This is a genomic window from Pantoea sp. MBD-2R (assembly GCF_039134845.1).
Classification (GTDB): Bacteria; Pseudomonadota; Gammaproteobacteria; order Enterobacterales; family Enterobacteriaceae; genus Erwinia.
This window is the reverse complement of the sequence record NZ_CP152417.1, coordinates 2,812,249-2,832,406: the sequence shown is the minus strand read 5'-3', so window position 1 is coordinate 2,832,406 and position 20,158 is coordinate 2,812,249. Positions and strand designations below refer to the sequence as shown.

Below are 20,158 nucleotides of genomic sequence, written 5' to 3'. Positions count from 1 at the left end.
ACGACTCCAGCAAAAAAATAGTAGGTTAAATTCTTCGCTGGACGACTTTTGGCGTCGCTGAAGCGAGGTTATTGCTTGTGGCGGACACGTCCGCGCAATCTTTATGAATAGAAACTTTGGGCCAGCGACCCTATCAGCAGCTGCCAGCCGTCAACCAGCACAAACAGCATCAGCTTAAAGGGGAGCGAGATGGTCGCGGGCGGCACCATCATCATCCCCAACGCCATCAGAACGCTGGCGACAACCAGGTCAATAATCAAAAAAGGAATAAAGACGGTAAAGCCAATCTGGAACGCCGTTTTCAGCTCGCTGGTGACATAAGCGGGCAGCAGAATACGCATGGGTACCGCTTCCGGCCCCTGCAACGGTGGCGTATTTGCCAGGCGAGCAAACAAAGCTAAATCGGCTTCACGCGTCTGGCGCAGCATAAATTCGCGCAGTGGCTGAGCACCTTTATCAATCGCATCCTGCATGCTGATCTTGTCTTCGCTGAACGGCAGATAGGCATCCTGATAAATTTTGTCGAACACCGGCCCCATAATGAAGAAGGTCAGGAACAGCGACAGACCAACCAGCACCTGGTTTGGCGGCGCAGAGGGCGTACCCAGCGCGTTACGCAGCAGGCCAAAAACGATAATGATGCGCGTAAAGCTGGTCATCATCAGCATGATGGCCGGAAGGAAAGTCAGCGAGGTGATAAACACCAGCGTCTGCACCGGCAGTGACCAGCTTTGTCCGCCGTTAGCCGTGGGTTGGCTAATCAGGCCGGGAAGCTGAGCGTGAACGTCAGGCACCAGCAGCAGAAGAAGAAGCGGAGCCAGCAGGGGAAGAATGCGTTTCATTATGACTTTCCGGGGCGCTTGAGTAAGGTCTGTAACACCTGACGGAAATCTGCCGTCGCAGCCGGAGGTTCCGGATTTTCCTGCTCGGGCAAAGGCGGCAGGGTGTGCAAATGGGTGATCTGCTGTGCTGTAACGCCTAATACCAGACGTGCATCTTTGACATCAACAATCACCACACGTTCGCGTTGACCCACCTGGCAGCTGGCGCTAACGGACAGGTCTTGCTGTCCGCGAGCGCCGCGCTTGGGTACGAAGCCAATGCGTTTGGCTATCCAGGCACAAGCCAGGATTAACAGAATAATCACGGCCAGTACGCTACTGACCTGAGTCAGCATCGATCCGGTTGAAATAGCCGGTTGACCAACCGGCTGCTGTGTCACCTGGCTCGTTGTCTTCATTTAGCGGCTCAGACGGCGCATACGTTCAGACGGGGTGATAATATCGGTGATGCGTACGCCGTATTTGTCGGCAACGACCACGACTTCACCCTGAGCAATCAAATAACCGTTAATCAGAATATCCAGTGGCTCACCGGCCAGGCCTTCCAGTGCGACCACGGAACCTTGCGTCAGACGCAGTAGCTCTTTGATGGTCATTTTGGTGCGGCCCAGTTCCACAGTCAGCTTGACCGGGATATCCATAATCAGATCGATATCCTGCAACGATCCGGCAATGTCGTTACTTTCCAGAGATTTAAACACCCCTTCAGATGACGCGCTGCTGGTGCTGGTCTGCTCATTCAGCGCGTCAGCCCACAGGTCGTCCGCGGAGATGTCGTCTTCGGACGGCTTATTGGTGTCACTCATGGGGCTGTTCCTCATTCATCGAATTCAAAATCGGGTTAATCAGATGTTCAACTCGCAGCGCGTACTGCCCGTTCAGGGTGCCGTACTGGCTGGTTAATACCGGAACGCCATCGACATGAGCGATAATGCGATCCGGTTTATCAATCGGTAATACGTCGCCAGGCTTCAGTGACAGCAGCTTCGAAATCCGCATCGACACGTCGGCAAAGTTAGCTATCAGCTCCAGTTCGGAGTGCTGAACCTGCTTAACCAGCGTTTCACGCCAGTTATGATCTTCCTGGCGCGAGTTCTCCAGCGGTGGATTCACCAGCGTTTCGCGCAGCGGTTCAATCATGCTGAACGGAATACAGATGTTGAACTCACCCACCAGGTTGCCAATTTCGACCTGGAACGGCGTGGTAATCACGATATCGTTCGGCGAGGTGGTGATGTTGGTAAACTTCACCTGCATTTCCGAGCGAACATATTCCACATCCAGCGGATAAATTGGCTTCCAGGCATCGCTGTAACCTTCCAGCGCCAGCTTCAGCATTTTGCGGATTACGCGCTGTTCGGTAGCGGTAAACTCGCGACCCTCAACCTTGGTCGGAAAACGGCCGTCACCGCCAAACAGGTTATCAACTGCAATAAAGACCAGGCTGGGTGAAAACACCACCAGCGCGGTGCCTCGCAGTGGCTTCAGGTGGATCAGGTTCAGGTTAGTCGGCACCGGCAGGTTGCGAGCAAATTCATGATAAGGCTGAATTTTAATCGCACCGACCGTGATGTCCGGGCTACGACGCAGCAGGTTAAACAGCGCCATACGGTATGAACGTGCAAAACGTTCGTTAATGATCTCCAGCGCCTGCAGACGTTCGCGAACCATGCGACGCTGGGTGTTGGGATCGTAAGGACGAATGTTGCTGTCGCCCGCACTACTAACCTTTTCTTCTGCCGCGCTGTCGCTGTCGCCATTAAGCAGCGCGTCAATTTCCGCCTGTGAGAGAATGCTGTCGCCCATGTCGCCTTACCTCAAAATGAAGGCAGTGAACAATACGTCACTCACTGTCTGCGGAGGTTGACCCTGCACCAGCGGTGGCGCGAGAACGGCTTTGATTTGCTTAACCAGTTCCTGCTTACCCTGTTCGTTGCCCAGCGCCGCAGCATCCTGGCGGGAGAGCAGCAGCAGCAAGCGGCTACGCACCTCCGGCAGATAATCCGTGATGCGCTGACGGGTTTCATCATCCGGCAGGCGCAGAGTAAAGCCTACATAGAGCACACGGTCAGGGTCGTTATCCGGGTTAATCAGGTTAACGGTAAACGTGTCCATGGCGAAAAAGACGGGCGCCGGAGGCGGAACTGGTTTTGCAGCTTCAGCCGCATCAGCAGGACCCTTCATCTTATGCCAGACCATGTAGCCGCCTACGCCTGCCGCCGCCAGTACAACCAGCAGAATCAGAGGTATTAAAAGTTTGCGTTTGCCGCTTTTTGCTTTCTTATCAGTCATACGAGCGATAATTCCTGTGAGTATTTCCGAGAGGCGGTCTACCGCTCTCTGACGACGTTATGGGCAGATTATCCCGCATCGCCCGCCAAACAATAGGCAGAAAAGACGCGGGTTTTGCCGCTAGCTTATGCGTTTGTTGTCGTCAGGCGAAAATATCAACCGCGCTGGAACCGGCGGCACGCGCTTGCAGCGCGGCTGGAACGGCAATTGCGGTCACATCGCTGTCATTTTCAGCTGCCAGACTAAAGGTGTTGCCGCGACTGTTATTTTTCTGCTGTTCCTGCTGACCGGCAAAACTCTGCCCCTGCTGGAACGCGTCGCTGCTGACATTAGCCTGACCAAGGTTGATACCGTTTTCCGCCAGTGCAGTACGCAGCTGTGGCATAGCCGCTTCCAGCGCAGCACGAACCTGACTGTGATTCGACACCATGCTCAGCTGCGCCTGATCGCTGTCCAGCTTCAGGCTGATCTGGATACTGCCCAGATCCTGCGGATGCAAATGCAGCTCGGCGGTTTGCTGTCCGTTACGGCTAAACATCACAATCTGCTGGTTCAGTGCCTGCTGCCATTCCGGACTGCCAAGCTGAGAACTAAGCTGTGGCGCGGCCGGCGCTGTCACAACCGAAGTTGTGGTTGGCGTCATGGCGGCAGATGCAGCGCTGATGACATTACTGGTTATCGTCGGTGTTGAAGAAGAACTTGAATTTTCTTTATCGTTGTCTTTATTGACCTGACCCAGCACTTGCTGGAACGCCGTATTCAACGCAGCCGTATCCGAAGAGGCTTTCTGCGTAGAGGTCGTGGTACTCAGAGTAGCAGCCCCGACGAGTTTGTCATTGTTGTCGCTATTTTTTGCTTCATCTTCGCTGCCCGTGGTTTTGGCATCGGAGGAGAGCAGAGAGGCAAGCGTCGCCTGTTTACTGCCTTTAATGCTACCGTCGCCTTCCAGGGTTTCACCGGCTTTTGCGGTAAGGGAAGGTTGCTGCGTCGTTGGCGGCAACATAGCAAACAACGCCTGGAGCGATTGCATATCGCTGCTGCTCAGCGTGGTCGTCGCTGCCGCTGTTGTCTCGCTCTCATCAGTGGCTTTTTCGCTCTTGATGCTGTCGCCTTCTTTTACTGATGCGGGCTTCAGCAGGGCGTTTAATGTCTCAGGCTTATCCAGTGCCGCGAGCAATGCATTCAGCTTCGCTTTCGGCGAGGGATCCGTTTCGCTGGTTTCGGTCAGCGTTGCTGTCGTGGTTGCGACGCCTGTTTTCGCTGCCGCGTCGCCTTTTTGCGCGAGCGTCAGTAATTTATTGCCAAGCAGAGTCAGAAAACCTTCTCCGCCGGTCTGAGCGGTTTCGCCAGCAACGCCGGAAGCTGTGGTCGTTGTGTCGGTGCCAACGTCGGCAGAAGCCTGCGTTGAGCCGGAAGTCGAAGCGCTGGCGACCTTAGTCGCGCTGGTAACCAGTGGTAAAGTGATCATTCACCTTTCCTCAATGATGCCCGTTGGGCAAATTCATCCATCCGTTTCTGATCGAGACGGTTTTCCTGTAATAATGCGTTGGCCAGCGCCCGGGATTGCAGCGTTTCATAGGCATGAAGCCGCTGTTGTTTATCCCGCCACAGGCGTAATGCGTTTTCTACCCGACCATTCCAGTGCGCCAGCTGTTGGCGATGCTGCTCAATGGCCTTTTCCAGCGTTTCAATAAACTGGTGATAGTTGTACCAGCGGGTGCTGTTGATGCCTTCCGACATGGTGTTGTTCAGCGTCTTGCGGTATTCATCCTGATAATTAAGCAGCATGTTAAGCTGCTCATCTGCCTGCTTCTGACCCCGACGCACGTCACCCAGCGAGATGGCGGCTTTTTCCAAATCTTTTTGCGCCAGACCACACAGGGTTTCGATGGGTGATACTTGTTTAGCCATACTTCATCTGCCCCGGTGTTAACCAAATATCGCCTGCAAATGCAGGCAGGCATCATCAAAGGTGCTGCGTTCAAACATGCCCTGCGCCAGAAACGCTTCCAGTTCGGGGTAAATTTTGATCGCTTTATCCAGCGTCGGGTCGCTGCCGGCGGCGTAAGCACCCACGCTGACCAGATCGCGGTTACGCTGATAGCTCGACAGCAACTGCTTAAACTGGCGGACGCGCGCGTAATGCGTGTCATCAATCAGGTGCGACATCACACGACTGATTGAGGCTTCAATATCAATGGCCGGATAGTGGCCCGACTCGGCCAGCCGACGTGACAACACGATGTGGCCATCCAGAATCGCTCGGGCGGAGTCGGCGATCGGATCCTGCTGATCGTCACCTTCGGTCAGAACGGTATAAAAAGCGGTAATCGAACCGCCGCCGTCCACGCCGTTGCCGGCACGTTCCACCAGCGCGGGCAATTTAGCGAATACGGAAGGTGGATAGCCTTTGGTCGCCGGAGGTTCGCCAATGGCCAGCGCGATTTCACGCTGTGCCATGGCATAGCGGGTCAGAGAATCCATAATCAGCAGCACGTGCTTGCCACGGTCGCGAAAATCTTCAGCAATACGCGTGGCGTAAGCCGCACCCTGCATACGCAGCAGCGGTGACACATCCGCAGGTGCAGCGATGACCACCGAACGCGCGCGGCCTTCGGTGCCCAAAATATTTTCAATAAAGTCTTTTACTTCACGACCACGTTCGCCGATCAGGCCAACCACAATCACGTCCGCCTTGGTGTAGCGAGCCATCATGCCCAGCAGCACGCTTTTACCTACGCCGGAACCGGCGAACAGGCCCATACGCTGGCCGCGACCTACCGTCAGCAGGGCGTTAATGGCCCGGACGCCGGTATCCAGCACTTCGGTGATCGGCGTGCGCTGTAAGGGGTTAAACGGTGGGGTGATAAGCGGCGCGCGATAGCCGGTTTCCGGCGACGGCAAACCATCAAGCGGACGGCCGCTGCCATCGAGCACGCGACCTAACAATTCCGGGCCAAGCATCAGCTGTTTACCGCTGTGCTGGCTGTCTCCTGCCACGCGGGCATACACGCGTGCGCCAGGTAAGATGCCTTCGACTTCTTCCAGCGGCATCAAAAACAGTTTCTGGCCGTTAAAGCCCACCACTTCGCTTTCGACTTCTGCAATCCCGTTGCCGTCCATACGCTCAATCACGCAGGTTGCGCCCAGCGGCAGTTGCAGGCCCGTCGCTTCCAGCACCAGACCGGTGGCACGGGTCAGGCGACCATATCGACGAACGTCCGGCAATTTATCCAGACGTTGTTCAAATGAATCGAGTGCGCCAAGCCAGCGCGACAGGCGAGTGGTCATTACAGTTCTCCAGGTGCAGCCAGGCGGCACAGTTCATGCCAGCGAGTGGCGATGCTGGCGTCTAAATCGCCATCTTCAGCGCTGACTTTGCAGCCGCCGGGATGGATGGAGGTATCGGCCATCAGGCGCCAGCCGTGCAGGCTGAGCGTTGCGCCTAATGTTTGTTCAACGCGCTGTAAATCATCAGAATGGACGCGCAGCGTGGGTTTGCCGCTGAACATCGGCTCCTGCTGGATCATGCCCTGAATCTGACGAAGCAGGGCGGTGCCGTCTACGTGCGGCGCCTGGCCAATCACCTGGCGTGCCGCTTCCAGCGCCAGCTGCATCAGACGCGCGGCGATCACGCTGTCCAGCGCCTCCAGCGTGTGGTTAAACTCTGAAACCAGCTGCTGCATACGCGCCTGTAAAGGCGCCTGCTGCTGCTGCGCTTCCGCCATGCCCTGCTGAAAACCGGCGTCGTAGCCCGCTTTCTGACCTTCGTTAAACCCTTTCTGATAACCCTCAGTATAGCCCTGGCCCTGAGCCTCACTGCGCGCCTGGCTCTGCATCTGCTCCAGCTCGAACTGTTGCAGACTGAACGGATCGTCGGTCACAGGCAGTGAAGGTGGCTCGTCAAATGTTTCCATCAGAGGCTTGTCTGGCTGCCCAAGATCGTTGGGCATCCAGCGCTGCCAGGGCAGCGATGATTTATCAGACATACTGTTCCTCGCCGCCGCCAATCACCATCTCGCCGCTCTCTGCCAGACGACGAACGATAAGCAGGATTGCTTTCTGCTCGCTCTCGACCGCCGACATACGCATTGGGCCACGGTTTGCCAGGTCGTCGCGCAGGATATCTGCCGCACGCGAAGACATGTTGCGCAGGAATTTCTCGCGCAGCGGCTGTTCGGAACCTTTCAGAGCCACCAGCAGCGATTCGGACTCCACTTCCTGCAACAGGCGCTGGATGCTGCGGTCGTCGACTTCCACCAGATTTTCGAACAGGAACATCTCGTCGATGATTTTCTGGGCCAGTTCGCCATCGAATTCGCGAACGGCTTCGATAACGGCTTCTTCCTGCTGCGTCTTCATCAGGTTGATGATTTCCGCTGCGGTTCTCACGCCGCCCATCTTCGCACGCTTCAGGTTCTGGCCATCCAGCAGACCGTTCAGTACTTCGGTCAGTTCTGCCAGTGCGGCTGGCTGTACGCCGCCGAATGTCGCGATACGCAGCATCACATCGTGACGCAGACGCTCGTCGAACTGCGCCAGAATGTCGGCGGCCTGGGAGCGTTTGAGGTGCACCAGGATCGTCGCGATAATCTGTGGATGCTCGTCGCGAATAAGATCGGCAGCCGCCTGCGGTTCCATAAAGTTGAGCGTTTCCATCCCGGAGGTGGTTTCGCGTGTTTCGAGAATATCTTCCAGCAGGCTGGACGCTCGCTCTTCGCCCAGCGCCTTGGTCAGTACCGTGCGCAGGTAATCGTTAGAGTTAACGTTCAGTGCCGCATACTGCTCGGCATCCACTTCAAATTCACGCAGCACGTCGGTCAGCTGCTTGTGTGAAACCTGACGCATGCTGGAGATGGCTGCACTCAGGTGCTGAACCTCGCGGGTTCCGAGGTGTTTGAACACCTCGGCGGCGCGGTCTTCGCCAATTGTCATCATCAGGATGGCGCTTTTTTCGGTACCGGTGAGACTCATAGCTCGTCCTTCATCCACTGGCGAATAACCAGAGCCACCACGCGTGGGTCATTTTCAGACATGTCACGAATACGCTGGCTCATTACCTCAGCACTCATGCGGTGCTGTGACTTACGTTCTTGATCAAGTTCGTCTTTAGACAGCTTGACCGATACTGCTTCGTCTTCGTCCTCACCGCGTGCCTGTTTGGCAAGCGCGACGGCTTCGGCCACGGCTTTCTCCTGATCCGCTTTACGCTTCAGCTGTGGGCGAACCAGCTTGCGGTAGAGGATGAAGGCCACAATCAGTACCAGTACCCAGCGTCCGGCATCCATCATCTTCTCGATGAAGGACTCTTGCTGCCAGAACGGCAGGTCGCCACCGGTGTCTGCGGTTTCGTTGAACGGTGAGTTAACCACGTTCAGGCTGTCGCCGCGTTTGTCCGAGTAGCCCATGGCTTCACGGGTCAGGTTCTCAATCTGCTTCAGCTGTGCATCGGTCAGCGCAACAGGCTTACCTGCGGCGTCCGTTTTGTAGTTCACAACTACGGCCACTGACAGACGCTGTACTTCACCCACATTCATCTTCGTATGCAGGATGGTGCGGTCTACTTCGTAATTGGTGGTGTCATCGTTACGGGTGTTCGATGGACCGGTTTTCGCCGTGCTGGTGTTTTGATTAGCCGCTGCGTTATTCGCGCCGTTGGCTGCATTGGCACCATTCTGGTTATTGGTATTCGGCGTTGTCACCGGCGCGGTGTTAGCTGGCGCTGGTTGATTAGACAAGGCGCCTGGAACACCACCCTGATTTGCACCGCCTAGCTGCTCGCTGTTGCTCGACTGACGTGAACGAATAGCCTGCTTTGACGGGTCGCTGTTTGGCTGATACGTCTCATCAGTCTGCTCGCGAGAGTTAAAGTCAATCTGCGCGGTAACCTGAGCATGTACGTTGCCGTTGCCTACAATCGGGTTCAGGATCGCTTCAATGCGCTGCTGGAAACGGCTTTCCACATCGGTCGCGTATTTCAGTTGAGCATCGTTCAGGTCACGGCCTGCATTATCAGACTGGGTCAGCAGATGACCGGCCTGATCGACAACGGTCACATTGCCCGGCGGCAGACCAGCAACGCTGCTGGAAACCATATGAACGATAGCGCCAACCTGTCCCTGATCCAGTGCACGGCCAGGCTGCAACGTTAAGGTTACAGACGCCGTTGGCGATTTCTGCTCGCGCACAAACAGTGACGGCTTAGGCATAGCGAGGTGAACGCGAACGTTTTTCACCGGGCCCAGCGATTCGATGGTGCGTGCCAGTTCGCCTTCCAGCGCACGCTGGTAGTTAACCTGCTCGCTGAACTGGCTGATGCCGAATTTTTCCTGGTCCAGCAGCTCGAAGCCAACAGCGCCGCCTTTTGGCAGACCCTGTTGCGCCAGACGCAGACGCAGCTCGTGCACTTTCTCAGCGGGAACCATCAGCGCGCCGCCTTTATCATCGAACTGATAAGGCACATTCATCTGGGTAAGCTGAGTAATGATGGCACCGCCATCCTCATCGCTGAGATTGTTATAAAGCACCTGGTACTGAGGCTGTTTAGCCCACAGCACCATGGCGATAATAATGGCAACGGCAGCCGCCGCAGCGATGATAATCGGGATGCGAGGATTTGCCTTTAAGCGAGTAAAAAGGTCGTTCAAACCTTTCTTCTCTGGTTGATCCTGCGTGACAGTTGCATTCATGACTCTTTCCCGCCTGACAGTTGACCGGACTGTTTCGTGTAGTGTCGTAACAAATCTGACTCCCTGATGTACTGACTAAAAATTTGTTCAACTCTGATGGCTGCCATTATTTGTCGAAACGCAAATTTCGATGGGTGGATAAGCCATGATTTTTGCGTTCATTTAGCGGCTTTGTCTTATTGACATTGTGTTAAGTTTTCCATCAACAAAAATCGTTGTCATAAACCTATCGAGGCAAACCATGTCAATTCAAGGCATTCAGAGCGTAATGCAGCAGTTACAGACCGCAGCACTTCAGGCGAGCGGTCAGAGTAATGAAGCAGCAGGTCAGTCAGATTTCGCAGGACAGTTAAAAGAAGCGCTGAATAAAATCAGTGATACTCAGAACGCAGCCCGTACGCAGGCGCAGGACTTCGAGATGGGTAAACCCGGCGTTAACCTGAACGATGTGATGGTGGATATGCAGAAAGCCTCTGTTTCCATGCAGATGGGCATTCAGGTGCGTAACAAGCTGGTCAGCGCCTATCAGGAAATGATGAATATGCAGGTTTAAGGGGGTAAGTCGTTGTTAAATGGTGGAAATGCTACATGGCCTCCTTGTGGTAGCACGTATGTAGCACAAACTCATTAAGCTTCGAGTTCATAAGCACCAATTGCTGGTGGTTATTTTCTTCCATCCAGGACCCATAGATCCGGTAAAGCATCTGGGCGTCAGCATGACCCATTTGTGATGCGACGAAGTTTGGGTTTGCGCCGGCAGACAATGACCAGCAAGCATAAGTGTGTCGCGACTGATATGCCTTCCTGTGCCGCAGGCCAGCTCTTTTCAGTGCCAGATCCCATGTCTGGCCCAAAGAATCGACAGCATAGTGAGAGCCACAGCGCCCGTTTGTGGCATTCACCCGCGGATTAAACACGAACGTCTTCTGGTCAGTTAGCGTCTGGCCGAATTCACGCGTGTGCAATCTGAAGAGCATCTGAGGAAACATGCGCGTCAGTTCCAGTTGATCTCGAAGAACATTAACGGCTGCGTCAACCATGCCTATCACGCGAATACCAGACTCTGTTTTTGGGGGTGTGAACAAGCCCTGCTGGGTGAGATTGCGCTGAACAGTAATTGTTTTCGCTATCAGGTCGATATCTTCCCACGCCAGCGCACATAGCTCTCCGTGCCTCATGCCGGTTAAAATGGCCAGCGACCAAATGTTTGCCACCTGACGCGATCTGCATGCACCGATAAGCCGTGGATATTCCTCTCTGGTTATAGGGTCGGGTTTTTTGTTAACACGCTTCAGCGGACTCATGTTCGCCATAGGGTTGGCATCGATATATCCATTTCCATGCGCAAATTTCAGGAGTCCATAAAGATCGCCCATCGCAGCATTGACCGTTGCCGCGGTTCTCCCTTTCTTCTCAATATCCATTCCTCGGCCAACAAAGTAGCTCCCGGTTAGAAGTTCCACACGGAGACTCATCAAGTCCTGATGCTTTATCGATCTGATGTCTACGCCTTCTCCGATTTTTTCCAGCGTTGTTCTGATACGCCGCTCAGTAACAGTGTACGAGCTGTGAGCCAGCTCAGGCTTTTTCAGTCGTAGCCATATGTCAGCAATCTCTCGAATAGAGACGGCCTTAGCCTTTTCCATCTCACCTTTGAACAGTGGCGATCCAGGGAACTGCGACCGATAATCGAAAGTTCCTGTTTTGATTCGGTATACGATGTTATCGCGTAATTCTCCTGCCATTTTGCGATTCTTAGGCGTGTCCGGCACACCAAGAGTTTCCCATCGCCTGATCCCATCGTACATAAACCAAATCCGCAAATGCCCCTTGTTAGGGGCTACGCCGGTCGGATACTTTGTCATCACTTTCTCCTGTGCTAAATGTCGAAGCATTTAAGCAGATTTGCGCCGTGGAATCGCTGCTGGCTGCCTTTCAATCCATTTCTCGATAGCCTTCCAGTCGTAAAAGCACATGCTGTTATCCCGCGGCTGCCCATCTGCTGCCACATGCTTGTACTCCCGGCCCTCCATCCATGACTGATCACGGGCCGCTTTAATGGTATTTTTCTTCATTCCGGTGATCGCAATAAGCACGGACTCAGCGACCCACTTGCCCGGTACGAGCTGGATTATATTTTCCATACTGCCTCTTTGGTTGCGATGATGTGGGGGAGGGTGATTAAGGTTTCAGGAATAAAATCCAGTGCGTTTTGTCGCCCTTACCGGTGCGCTGCCAGATAGTCGGTTTCTGATCGGTCAGGGCGATGACCTGGCTAACCGGTATCTGCGTTTCGTTCCATTTGAATATCAGTGTGCCGTGTGGCCGCAAGACTCGGAATGCTTCAGCGAACCCGGCGCGGATATCATCGCGCCATGTTTCTTTGTTCAGCGCGCCGTACTTTTTGCGCATCCAGCCATTTTCTCCTGCGCGTTCGAGATGCGGTGGATCGAAAACGACTTGGGCGAAAGTTTCGGCAGGGAATGGCAACTTGCGAAAATCAGCGATCATGTCCGGCGCGATATTGAGAAGCCGGCCGTCACTGAGCGTATGGCTTTCGCTGCGTACATCAGAAAAAACAGCTCTGCTGTCCTGTTTATCCAGCCAGAACATGCGGGAGCCGCAGCACATATCTAAAATGGTTGCCTCACTCAATTATTCATCTCCTTATCCACCACGCGCACGTAATAAGCCAGCCAGTCCCGAGGTCGGAATTTGCCAGGCGGCAGCGCGGTGATTAGTTTTGTGTATTTGTTTAACAGAAGTGTTGTTATGCGGTCGTGCTCTGAACGGGGCTTTCCTTTGGTAGCTTTGACTATCTCACCCCGGCAAGCCCGGGCAACTGACCGCAACGCGTTTTCAGTCGGCGCGTCCATTAAGCAACTCTCCGCTGCCTCTCAGCCCGCGCCAGCCGTTCTGCATCTTCCCGGCACTCCGGCGAGCAATAGCTTGTGCCTGGCTGCGACTTCTCGCCACAGTCACCGTTGCGACAAACCGGCGACGGCGGATCCGGTAATTTGCGATTCTTCAGCGCCAGTTCGCGCTCCCATTCTTCACGTTCAAAGGCTTCATCTGCGATATCACACATGGGTAACTCCTGAAATTTGGGCGTAAAAAAAACCTGCCGGAGCAGGTTAGGTAATTTTAATTAATCTTTTCTTTCAAATATATGCTGCTTATCGTTGCTTCCACTATAAATATAATTTCCGGTATAATATCCAGGAACTCCTTTGTCTGTAATGGTGTCCGTGCTTCCTACGGTTAAATTATCCAATTGTGAGCAGTCTTGGTCTACTGTAGTGATTACAATGGTTGTACCAACGATTACCTTTTTATTATCTGAAGCTACCCTATCTATAGCCTCTGCTGAATAGGTGATCCCGTTTATATCAACTGTGATACTTGTGTTTTTTCTCATCTTAAATTTTATCTCCTTATGCAGGCCATTCCTGCCTACAAAAGATATATCACGCCGCTCAATCCTTCCACACGGCCCACACTATCAGGCCTATGAATGCGAGGTTGATGGCTATCATGGGGTGGGGGCTGCGGCGATCATGGCCCGATACATTTCTCCAGGAACCTCTTGGAACTCACTAACCAATGTACCAGCAACCATCATGGCCGGTGTCGGCTCTACCGGCACCAGCCTCCAACTATCCGGAATTACCGCAGAGTTCGAGCTGTCTGCCGCTGGCTGGGTGGCGTAAAGAGCAATGTCACTTTGAAGTATTTTGTTTTCTGTAAGAATGTTGATTTCATCTCGAGGCGTACCAGCATCTATGTAACCGCGCGGCTCTGCCGTCAGCGATGCCAGGGCTATTTTCATCAGCGATAACTCTTTTTCCGTATCATCGTCAAACCCAAAAGGTATTTCATCGCGCGTCGCTTCGGCATCCCGAATCCATGCCTGTGCATGAGCAACCAGTGCCGCCTTTTCCTCTTCGGTAGTCATTCTGCAATCTCCCCGCTAGCGTTGAGTGCTTTTAACAATTCGTCGATTGTAAATTCAGCTGCGTTTGCGAATGTAGCGCCCGGTAGCAAACTGCAATCCCTGTTAACTTTTTCAACAATAGCGACGTGCTTACTGATTTCGATAGAAGCCGTAACTGCTGGAGCAACCGGGGAGGGTTGTGTTAACTGTTCGTATTTTCTACGCAGGGATGAATGCCAGTGGATGGCTTTATCTCGTTCGGCTTCAACACATTTAACCCAATCCCGCTGCGCCGCCAGCTCTTCTTCTGCTTTGTGCATCCTTGATGTTGTGTCACGGTGATCGATTACCTCTTGGGCGTACTTAATTTCCAGCTCTTTCACCCGCGCTTCCAGGGCTTCAAAACTGTCAGCAATCTCTTCAAGTCCCAGTTGAGATAGCTGCATACTTCCATTAGCAAGATGGCGCAAATACGGTGCATAGTTACTCATTGGCCGCTCTCCTCTGGCTGTCGGAGCTGTTCTGCAAAAAACTCAGCCCGGCACTGTGCCGCCCGTGAAAAACGTTGATAATCTCCGTCAGTAGAATCTGCTATCATTTTTTGCTCACTGGCAAACTCATCAACACCATCAGCCATCCACTGGCGCCTGATGGCGTCGGTGGCCGGGGTTTCGAGATCCCTGAATCTGTCCCTTGCTCCAGTACACTCCATCATCCATCGGTCCTGCTTTTCATTGTCAGCAAGTACCGCCTCATCCCATGCGAATTTTTTAAGCGCCAGATTTTCAGCCGCCAGCGCGTTCACCTGCTGCTGAAGGGCCTCGCGTTCTGTTTCCGTCTGCTCTAATCTCTGCTGCAAATCTAACTGTGTCATTTCATAGCTCCTAAAATTCGAGTTCTAACTGGCTTGAAAATACCTCGCAAGACTCCGAACAGCTGCCAGTGTCCAGCTTCTTGGCGCGGATCATGCGTTCAAGCAGATCGTTGTAATCGTGGTCGGCATACATCTTGGCGATGCCGTCGAGCGACAGGTGTCCGCGGTACATAACGTCTTTCGGCGTTGCGCGATGCCCGTCACGAACGTGCCGGCCGGTTACGCATTTCTCAAAAAGCAGCTTCATTCCCGGCTCGTCTTTCGTTGCCAGGCCAAGTTTGTGGGTGGATTTTTTGATGCAGAAAATGCAGTTGCCGAGGTGCTCGGGTATTTGCAGATCGAAAGGTTGGGTTTTCCACCAGTCGAGAACATCCTGTTTCTCGAAGTCGGAAATTTCAGCCAGAAAACGGATGCCATCCTTTTTTGCCAGGCGGCGTGGCTCATCTGCCCGGATGCCCAACCACGTCGTGTAATTCCCTTTACCGAAAGTATCCTCGCAATATTTCCTGAACGGCTGGAGCTTCATCCGGTCAGTACAGAATGCGCCGCCGATGTAAGGCGTGCCGTACTTTTTGACCATATCCATGAATGGCTTCATGGCTGGCATGCGGGTCTGAATATCCTTCGGCTCCCATACTGTGTAGCCGTTCCCCTCTCCAAGCTCCGGGTTTATCTCGACCTGTAAGCAGGTGAGTGGGATATCCCAGAATTTCACGACTTCCCGCACAAACCGGTAGGTCATGGGGTGCTCTGCGCCAGTGTCCATGAAAATGTAGTGAACATCTTCACCGGCCTTTCTCCGCTGCTCCATTAAGTAAACGAGATAGGCAGACGTCCTGCCGCCTGAGAAACTAACGACATGAGTCATACCTGCTCCTGTTGGGCCAGATGGCCGGGTAGGGTTATTCCTGCTTCTCTGCGCCGCCCAGGCCGTAACGACGCGTCATGAAGTCGTTATATCCGGCCTCGACATCAACTGGCTGAGTGACAATGATTTGTGGCAACTGAGGATAATTTGCCGTCTCGCGGGCCATTCGGACTGTTTCTGCGCGCCCTCTGTTTTCCACCTGGTTGAAGTGTCTTGAGTGTTCTTCGCCATCCTTAGCCGCCTGCCATGCCACCACACAATCAGCGGCTATCCGGTCCAGCTCCTGCTCGCGCTCAGATTTAGGGCGCAACGATGCGACCCTCTGATGAGGGTTGTTATGGGGCATGGTCAGTTTCCTGTTGGTTAGGCTGGTTGCTTCAGTTCTTTGATGCGGATTCCGGTAACGTCCTTGCACTTCTCCTGATGCTCTGGGTATCCGCTCAAGGCAGCCCAGGCTTTTGCATACTCGTCCTTAAGTTCTTTTTCTCCGGTAGCCCGCCCGGCAAATTCAGTGAAGGCCGAAAGCAGCTGATCCGGGTTGAGTGGAGCAACGTTATGCACCTCAGAGTCGGCGTCAATTGCTGTCTCTTCAGTAGGGATGCAGAACGCCTGAAATGCCGCGTATTTGTATGCGATAGACATGGCCTTGTTCGTAGCCTTGTCGCCGCTGTCCATAGCCTCGCCGTACGTTGTCACGGTATGTTTGCTGCCATCCTCGGTTGAGACGAAATCAAACTCCGCCTTGACGACCACATAGAACAGTACGGCGCCTTTCTGCGTAGTGCGCTCTGTGACGATGCGTTCAGTGATGCGAGGGAGGATGAGCAGGCCATGTCTTACAAGTGCAGGCGCGAGGGCGTTATAAACCTGGTCAATGCCGCGGAAGTTGAATCCCTGCTGAGCATTACGACGATCCTTGCTGATGCCTTGTTCTGCCATATCCTTGGCCACCATGCTGATTGCCTTATAAACCTTCATACCAGCCTCCCATCATCTGCTGCTGACGTTCTGTACGGTGATCTGCGTTCGCTTCCTGCTGCGCCATCTCCTGCGTCATTTCATCTGGCAGGATGGCTTTCATCATGTTGATGAAATATTCGTCTTCTGCATCATGCTGCATGGTGTTTATCCCAATCTGAGTCCTGGCAGTCATGCCAGCCAAGAGCGATTGTTGTCGCCCAGTCAAAAGCTTTCTTCATGCCTTCTTTGGTGTCCGGGAATGATTCCTCGTACACCTTTTTGAATTCAGTGTTTCCCTGGGTGACGTAAATCGTCCCCGCTACTGGAACAATGGTCATTTACGGCCTCCCGGGCTGCATTAAAGCGTCGATAAGGTTTCGCCATCCTGTGCGAAGGCGACGGGTAATAGTTTCGAGTAGTGATTCAGAGCGGCCAGCAACAGGCCACCCTGCAACGGCAAACTGTTGCATAGCTATTCCTTGGTTATTTGGTTGCATAACGGAGAGGCCTCTGTGAAGCCGCTTTGTTATGGGCGAAAAAAAGCCCGCGCAGTGGCGGGCAAATAGGTCAGCGGTGGTTGAGTGCATCGTCATGCCGTCATAGTGGCGGCATTGGGTTGTTACTCAGGCATATTCGGCGATGATTTTTCCATCACTGTCGAAATATTTAATAGAGCATGTGGGGTGGCAATTATGCTTGTGCTTCCCGTATTTCTGTTGGTTTGCGAAAACAACATCGAGATTTGCACTGCCATTCATTCCGGCAATAGTCCCAATATCACCGTAAACCTCAACCATCATGCCGATCCGTGCGAATTCGATACCACGACAGCGAATCATGTCATCAATAAACTGTTTTTCCTTTTTGGTCATCATCTCTCCTTACAGGGTTATTTGCGGGCTTCCAGCATGGCATCGGCCATTGCATATGACTGGTCAGCAAGGTGGTCTTCTGCACCATCCAAACCTCCAATAATGCACGGCCCGCCCGCGGTGCTGATGTAAGCGGCCATCGCCTTAGTTGCAAAATAGTCGCGCAGCGTCATGCCTTCTTGACCTTCTACCGTCACGCTACCTAACGGTAGCGGGTAAGCTGGGCCACCTGTTTCTTTACTCATTTCCCCTCCAGATAATATTCCCTGACCGCCGTTTCCAGCTGATCACGATTAACCACACTCCCCACCTTTCCGGTGACGCCAGCATATTCAGGCCTCAGTTTGAATCTGTAGCCACACGCCATGCGCACCACCTTTACTTTCTCACCTCGTACCTGAATCATGCTGTGCTCCGATTTTGGGCGTAAAAAATCCGATCAGTGAACGACCCTTTTTACTTCAAGGTTTTCCAGCGATGCATTCGCAACCCAAGACCAATAGAACCAGTGGTCACGAGCATCACCTTCATCTTCGGCCTCAATAACACGCTCGAACTTCTCGCCGTTCCACATTCCAGTGCATCGGAACTTGTTCTCTTCCACTTCTCCCTCCATACGGCAAGGCCGCTTTATTCAGGCGTAAAAAAAGCCGCTTATGCGGCCTGATGTGCCCACTGGCGGGCTTGCTGCCTGTTACGCCAGGCTAGCTTGACCCATAGGTCGTGTATGCCGTCGCCGCGAACTGTTGATCTGCATTTATCGCGGTAGCGGACAAATTCTGAATGGCATTCTTCTGCGTATTTCAGCTGAGTACTCATACTCACCTCGCTGTTACTGTCTCTGTTGGCTTGCGGAACCCGGCGTTGTAGATAGCCACATCGCCCAGGCAGATATTGTCAGCGCTTGGCTGATCCTTAACGCGCCAGTTCGGCGCCTGGGTAACTGCTTTCAGTACTCGATCGGAGCAGCCTGTCATAGCCTGCGTCAGTTTGCGTTCAAAACGCTGCTGCCCGATCTGCTCAGCTGATTTCTTGGCGTTAAAGGCAGCCATACGGCGTTGATTTCTGTTCATGGGTTTTCCTCAATGAGTGCTTGGGCGGTAGGGTGCCGTGATGCTGATCTTCACGGTTGCGCTTTTTCACGCTGCATTTCACCTGACCCCGAAGCACTCGCCTCGGCCTGTGTATTCACAGGGTCATATTGTTAAAGAGCAGAATCAGTAGACTGTGTAGCGGTATGTCGTGCTGATGGGATAAAATATACAGATAAAACTGTTAAATGGTCAACAGGTAAAACTGTATTATTTTTCGATAAAACTGTATGCCTCTGTATGTGAAACAGATTTATTTTTGTTTAGGCGAAAAAAAACCGCCAAAGAGGCGGTCTTTAAAATTTGGAGGGATTAACGTTTGCGGCGGTAGATGCGATGCTCAACCATTGTTCCAATGATATCAATATGACGCTCCTCGCTTCTCATTGTGGGGTAGTCATTGTTAAGAGGGATTAACTCAAAATGCTGACTACCTTCCGGAGAAATTGACGTAGGGCGATATTTTTTAAAAGTTGCTTCATGCTCTCCATTTTTAGCGACCACGAACTCCCCTGGCGTTGGCTCTATTTCAGGATCAACGATAATCACATCGCCAGTCTTGAAGTCTGGCTCCATAGAGTCGCCTGTAATGCGTAGTGCAAACGTATACTGAGACCAGTCCATGTCTGTCATCACATATTCAAAGTTACCATCCAAAGCCTCAATAGGGCTTTTAGATGCAAACTCTCCTGCCTGAACATAATTGATCAATGGAATCCTCCTTGTATTCACCTCGTTAACTGGCAGAAATGAACCGCCATTCATCAGCCATGCAGGATCGCATTTAAGCGCTTCAGCAATACCGACAATGTTGCGAGGCTTAAGGGTTTTACCATCTTCAATACTAGCCCAGGACTGCTGTTTAATGCCTGCCTTTTCTGCTGCTTCTGCCTGTGACTGACCTAATTCCAGTCTTCGTTTTTTTACTCTTTCTGCAAGGCTCATAGGCTCCTCTCCATTTCCTTCAATCCTCACAGTTAAAACTGTATTTGACAAACAGATTTGTCTGTTAGAGAATACAGATAAAACTGTGGAGGTGAGTTAATGGATACAATTTCTCAACGCCTCAAACAGAAGCGTCTGGCTCTGAATATGACCCAGGCGCAATTGGCTAAGAAAGCTGGCATGAAACAGCAATCTATCCAGTCAATTGAATCTGGTAGCACCAAGCGACCGCGCTTCCTGTTTGAACTAGCTGCCGCTCTCCAATGTGACCCCATCTGGTTGATGTACGGTAACAAAGGTAAGAAGGCAGCTTAAGCAACACCGCTCTTTATCAATCTGACCCTCCCTCGGAATACCAGGGAAAACCAAATGTGGCACCCCACGGTGCCGACACGTAACTAACTATTCAACACGGACATTATGCAAGATGGAAATCACAAGTACCCGCAAGAAAGCCATGCGGATAGAGACGCAATTACTCGGAAAGCTGGCCGTATTTGGTCAGGCCAAATTTGCAAAGTTCATGGGTTGCCATGAGTCGCAGGTAAGCAGGATGAAAGAGGACTTTATCAGTAAGGCAAGCATGATGCTGGCGATCCTGGAGTACGGGGTAGACGACACGGAGATAGTCGAACTGGCGCGGCGGTTTGCTGCTGTGCTGACAAATAAAAAAGCCCCGGCGGCAACCGAGGCTGATTCACAAATCACGATCAATTTCTAATGGTGATTATACATGAGAAAGCATGTGAACCAAACAGGAACACACAAAATCATTACCCGATCTCGGTACT

The 20,158-nt window shown here is 52.8% G+C and carries 33 protein-coding genes; 3 read left to right on the top strand and 30 right to left on the bottom strand.

What is annotated here, in order from left to right:
- Positions 1 to 101: 101 nt before the first annotated feature.
- From fliP to fliF, 11 genes are all read right to left on the bottom strand, one after another.
- Positions 102 to 842 carry a flagellar type III secretion system pore protein FliP gene (gene fliP / locus AAGQ96_RS13130; protein ID WP_147198587.1) on the bottom strand — a complete coding sequence of 247 codons (741 nt, stop codon included), beginning with the start codon at positions 840 to 842 and terminating at the stop codon, positions 102 to 104.
- Positions 842 to 1,240 (bottom strand): flagellar biosynthetic protein FliO, encoded by a 399-nt coding sequence (gene fliO / locus AAGQ96_RS13125; protein WP_147198586.1) that lies wholly within the window; start codon positions 1,238 to 1,240, stop codon positions 842 to 844. The genes fliP and fliO overlap by 1 nt, the downstream gene beginning before the upstream one ends.
- A complete protein-coding gene (gene fliN / locus AAGQ96_RS13120) occupies positions 1,241 to 1,648 on the bottom strand; it encodes a flagellar motor switch protein FliN (protein ID WP_147198585.1) in 408 nt (135 codons plus the stop codon). It abuts the gene before it with no gap.
- Entirely contained in the window at positions 1,641 to 2,648 is a 1,008-nt protein-coding gene (gene fliM, locus AAGQ96_RS13115) for a flagellar motor switch protein FliM (RefSeq protein ID WP_147198584.1), read from the bottom strand. The genes fliN and fliM overlap by 8 nt, the downstream gene beginning before the upstream one ends.
- Before the next feature lie 6 nt (positions 2,649 to 2,654).
- Positions 2,655 to 3,134 (bottom strand): flagellar basal body-associated protein FliL, encoded by a 480-nt coding sequence (fliL, locus tag AAGQ96_RS13110; RefSeq protein WP_147198583.1) that lies wholly within the window; start codon positions 3,132 to 3,134, stop codon positions 2,655 to 2,657.
- A 142-nt stretch (positions 3,135 to 3,276) separates the two neighbouring features.
- The gene (locus AAGQ96_RS13105) at positions 3,277 to 4,602 is read right to left on the bottom strand and encodes a flagellar hook-length control protein FliK (RefSeq protein ID WP_147198582.1); all 1,326 of its coding nucleotides are present in this window, start codon (positions 4,600 to 4,602) and stop codon (positions 3,277 to 3,279) included.
- Entirely contained in the window at positions 4,599 to 5,045 is a 447-nt protein-coding gene (gene fliJ / locus AAGQ96_RS13100; protein WP_147198581.1) for a flagellar export protein FliJ, read from the bottom strand. Before fliJ ends, AAGQ96_RS13105 begins: the two co-directional genes overlap by 4 nt.
- A gap of 18 nt (positions 5,046 to 5,063) precedes the next feature.
- Positions 5,064 to 6,425: a flagellar protein export ATPase FliI gene (gene fliI / locus AAGQ96_RS13095; protein ID WP_147198580.1), complete on the bottom strand. Its 1,362-nt coding sequence runs from the start codon at positions 6,423 to 6,425 to the stop codon at positions 5,064 to 5,066.
- A complete protein-coding gene (gene fliH, locus AAGQ96_RS13090) occupies positions 6,425 to 7,123 on the bottom strand; it encodes a flagellar assembly protein FliH (protein WP_147198579.1) in 699 nt (232 codons plus the stop codon). The genes fliI and fliH overlap by 1 nt, the downstream gene beginning before the upstream one ends.
- Positions 7,116 to 8,108, bottom strand: coding sequence for a flagellar motor switch protein FliG (gene fliG / locus AAGQ96_RS13085; RefSeq protein WP_147198578.1), 993 nt, complete (start codon positions 8,106 to 8,108; stop codon positions 7,116 to 7,118). Before fliG ends, fliH begins: the two co-directional genes overlap by 8 nt.
- Entirely contained in the window at positions 8,105 to 9,823 is a 1,719-nt protein-coding gene (gene fliF / locus AAGQ96_RS13080; protein ID WP_147198577.1) for a flagellar basal-body MS-ring/collar protein FliF, read from the bottom strand. The genes fliG and fliF overlap by 4 nt, the downstream gene beginning before the upstream one ends.
- Before the next feature lie 241 nt (positions 9,824 to 10,064).
- On the opposite strand from fliF, the gene fliE reads away from it, so the two are divergent.
- A complete protein-coding gene (gene fliE / locus AAGQ96_RS13075; protein ID WP_147198576.1) occupies positions 10,065 to 10,376 on the top strand; it encodes a flagellar hook-basal body complex protein FliE in 312 nt (103 codons plus the stop codon).
- 31 nt (positions 10,377 to 10,407) lie between these two features.
- On the opposite strand, the gene AAGQ96_RS13070 is transcribed toward fliE, so the two are convergent.
- The 19 genes from AAGQ96_RS13070 to AAGQ96_RS12980 form a co-directional block, all read right to left on the bottom strand.
- Positions 10,408 to 11,688: a DUF3596 domain-containing protein gene (locus tag AAGQ96_RS13070; RefSeq protein WP_342753786.1), complete on the bottom strand. Its 1,281-nt coding sequence runs from the start codon at positions 11,686 to 11,688 to the stop codon at positions 10,408 to 10,410.
- A gap of 30 nt (positions 11,689 to 11,718) precedes the next feature.
- A complete protein-coding gene (gene xisR, locus AAGQ96_RS13065; protein WP_342753785.1) occupies positions 11,719 to 11,967 on the bottom strand; it encodes an excisionase family protein in 249 nt (82 codons plus the stop codon).
- 37 nt (positions 11,968 to 12,004) lie between these two features.
- Positions 12,005 to 12,478: a class I SAM-dependent methyltransferase gene (locus AAGQ96_RS13060; RefSeq protein WP_342753784.1), complete on the bottom strand. Its 474-nt coding sequence runs from the start codon at positions 12,476 to 12,478 to the stop codon at positions 12,005 to 12,007.
- Between the two features lie 220 nt (positions 12,479 to 12,698).
- Complete coding sequence (locus tag AAGQ96_RS13055; RefSeq protein ID WP_342753783.1) at positions 12,699 to 12,911, bottom strand: hypothetical protein; 213 nt, start codon at positions 12,909 to 12,911, stop codon at positions 12,699 to 12,701.
- Between the two features lie 60 nt (positions 12,912 to 12,971).
- Complete coding sequence (locus tag AAGQ96_RS13050; RefSeq protein ID WP_342753782.1) at positions 12,972 to 13,241, bottom strand: hypothetical protein; 270 nt, start codon at positions 13,239 to 13,241, stop codon at positions 12,972 to 12,974.
- A gap of 114 nt (positions 13,242 to 13,355) precedes the next feature.
- Positions 13,356 to 13,778 carry a hypothetical protein gene (locus tag AAGQ96_RS13045; RefSeq protein ID WP_342753781.1) on the bottom strand — a complete coding sequence of 141 codons (423 nt, stop codon included), beginning with the start codon at positions 13,776 to 13,778 and terminating at the stop codon, positions 13,356 to 13,358.
- Positions 13,775 to 14,248: a hypothetical protein gene (locus AAGQ96_RS13040; RefSeq protein ID WP_342753780.1), complete on the bottom strand. Its 474-nt coding sequence runs from the start codon at positions 14,246 to 14,248 to the stop codon at positions 13,775 to 13,777. The genes AAGQ96_RS13045 and AAGQ96_RS13040 overlap by 4 nt, the downstream gene beginning before the upstream one ends.
- Positions 14,245 to 14,631, bottom strand: a complete 387-nt coding sequence (locus AAGQ96_RS13035; protein ID WP_342753779.1) for a hypothetical protein — start codon at positions 14,629 to 14,631, stop codon at positions 14,245 to 14,247. Before AAGQ96_RS13035 ends, AAGQ96_RS13040 begins: the two co-directional genes overlap by 4 nt.
- Before the next feature lie 10 nt (positions 14,632 to 14,641).
- Entirely contained in the window at positions 14,642 to 15,499 is an 858-nt protein-coding gene (locus AAGQ96_RS13030; RefSeq protein ID WP_147195936.1) for a phosphoadenosine phosphosulfate reductase family protein, read from the bottom strand.
- A 34-nt stretch (positions 15,500 to 15,533) separates the two neighbouring features.
- Entirely contained in the window at positions 15,534 to 15,845 is a 312-nt protein-coding gene (locus AAGQ96_RS13025) for a hypothetical protein (RefSeq protein WP_342753778.1), read from the bottom strand.
- Between the two features lie 17 nt (positions 15,846 to 15,862).
- Entirely contained in the window at positions 15,863 to 16,477 is a 615-nt protein-coding gene (locus tag AAGQ96_RS13020) for an ERF family protein (protein ID WP_342753777.1), read from the bottom strand.
- Entirely contained in the window at positions 16,464 to 16,619 is a 156-nt protein-coding gene (locus AAGQ96_RS13015) for a hypothetical protein (protein WP_342753776.1), read from the bottom strand. The genes AAGQ96_RS13020 and AAGQ96_RS13015 overlap by 14 nt, the downstream gene beginning before the upstream one ends.
- Positions 16,609 to 16,797, bottom strand: a complete 189-nt coding sequence (locus AAGQ96_RS13010) for a DUF5444 family protein (protein ID WP_342753775.1) — start codon at positions 16,795 to 16,797, stop codon at positions 16,609 to 16,611. The genes AAGQ96_RS13015 and AAGQ96_RS13010 overlap by 11 nt, the downstream gene beginning before the upstream one ends.
- The gene (locus AAGQ96_RS13005) at positions 16,798 to 16,929 is read right to left on the bottom strand and encodes a protease FtsH-inhibitory lysogeny factor CIII (protein ID WP_147195942.1); all 132 of its coding nucleotides are present in this window, start codon (positions 16,927 to 16,929) and stop codon (positions 16,798 to 16,800) included.
- 153 nt (positions 16,930 to 17,082) lie between these two features.
- Positions 17,083 to 17,334 carry a hypothetical protein gene (locus AAGQ96_RS13000; protein WP_342753774.1) on the bottom strand — a complete coding sequence of 84 codons (252 nt, stop codon included), beginning with the start codon at positions 17,332 to 17,334 and terminating at the stop codon, positions 17,083 to 17,085.
- Positions 17,335 to 17,348: 14 nt separating this feature from the next.
- On the bottom strand, positions 17,349 to 17,576 hold the full coding sequence (locus AAGQ96_RS12995) for a hypothetical protein (RefSeq protein ID WP_342753773.1): 228 nt from the start codon (positions 17,574 to 17,576) through the stop codon (positions 17,349 to 17,351).
- 194 nt (positions 17,577 to 17,770) lie between these two features.
- A complete protein-coding gene (locus tag AAGQ96_RS12990; protein ID WP_342753772.1) occupies positions 17,771 to 17,935 on the bottom strand; it encodes a hypothetical protein in 165 nt (54 codons plus the stop codon).
- 217 nt (positions 17,936 to 18,152) lie between these two features.
- Positions 18,153 to 18,404, bottom strand: a complete 252-nt coding sequence (locus tag AAGQ96_RS12985; RefSeq protein WP_342753771.1) for a hypothetical protein — start codon at positions 18,402 to 18,404, stop codon at positions 18,153 to 18,155.
- A gap of 330 nt (positions 18,405 to 18,734) precedes the next feature.
- Entirely contained in the window at positions 18,735 to 19,367 is a 633-nt protein-coding gene (locus AAGQ96_RS12980; RefSeq protein WP_342753770.1) for a LexA family transcriptional regulator, read from the bottom strand.
- Between the two features lie 99 nt (positions 19,368 to 19,466).
- On the opposite strand from AAGQ96_RS12980, the gene AAGQ96_RS12975 reads away from it, so the two are divergent.
- A complete protein-coding gene (locus tag AAGQ96_RS12975) occupies positions 19,467 to 19,682 on the top strand; it encodes a helix-turn-helix transcriptional regulator (RefSeq protein ID WP_342753769.1) in 216 nt (71 codons plus the stop codon).
- A 112-nt stretch (positions 19,683 to 19,794) separates the two neighbouring features.
- Positions 19,795 to 20,088: a CII family transcriptional regulator gene (locus AAGQ96_RS12970; RefSeq protein ID WP_342753768.1), complete on the top strand. Its 294-nt coding sequence runs from the start codon at positions 19,795 to 19,797 to the stop codon at positions 20,086 to 20,088.
- Positions 20,089 to 20,158: the final 70 nt, after the last annotated feature.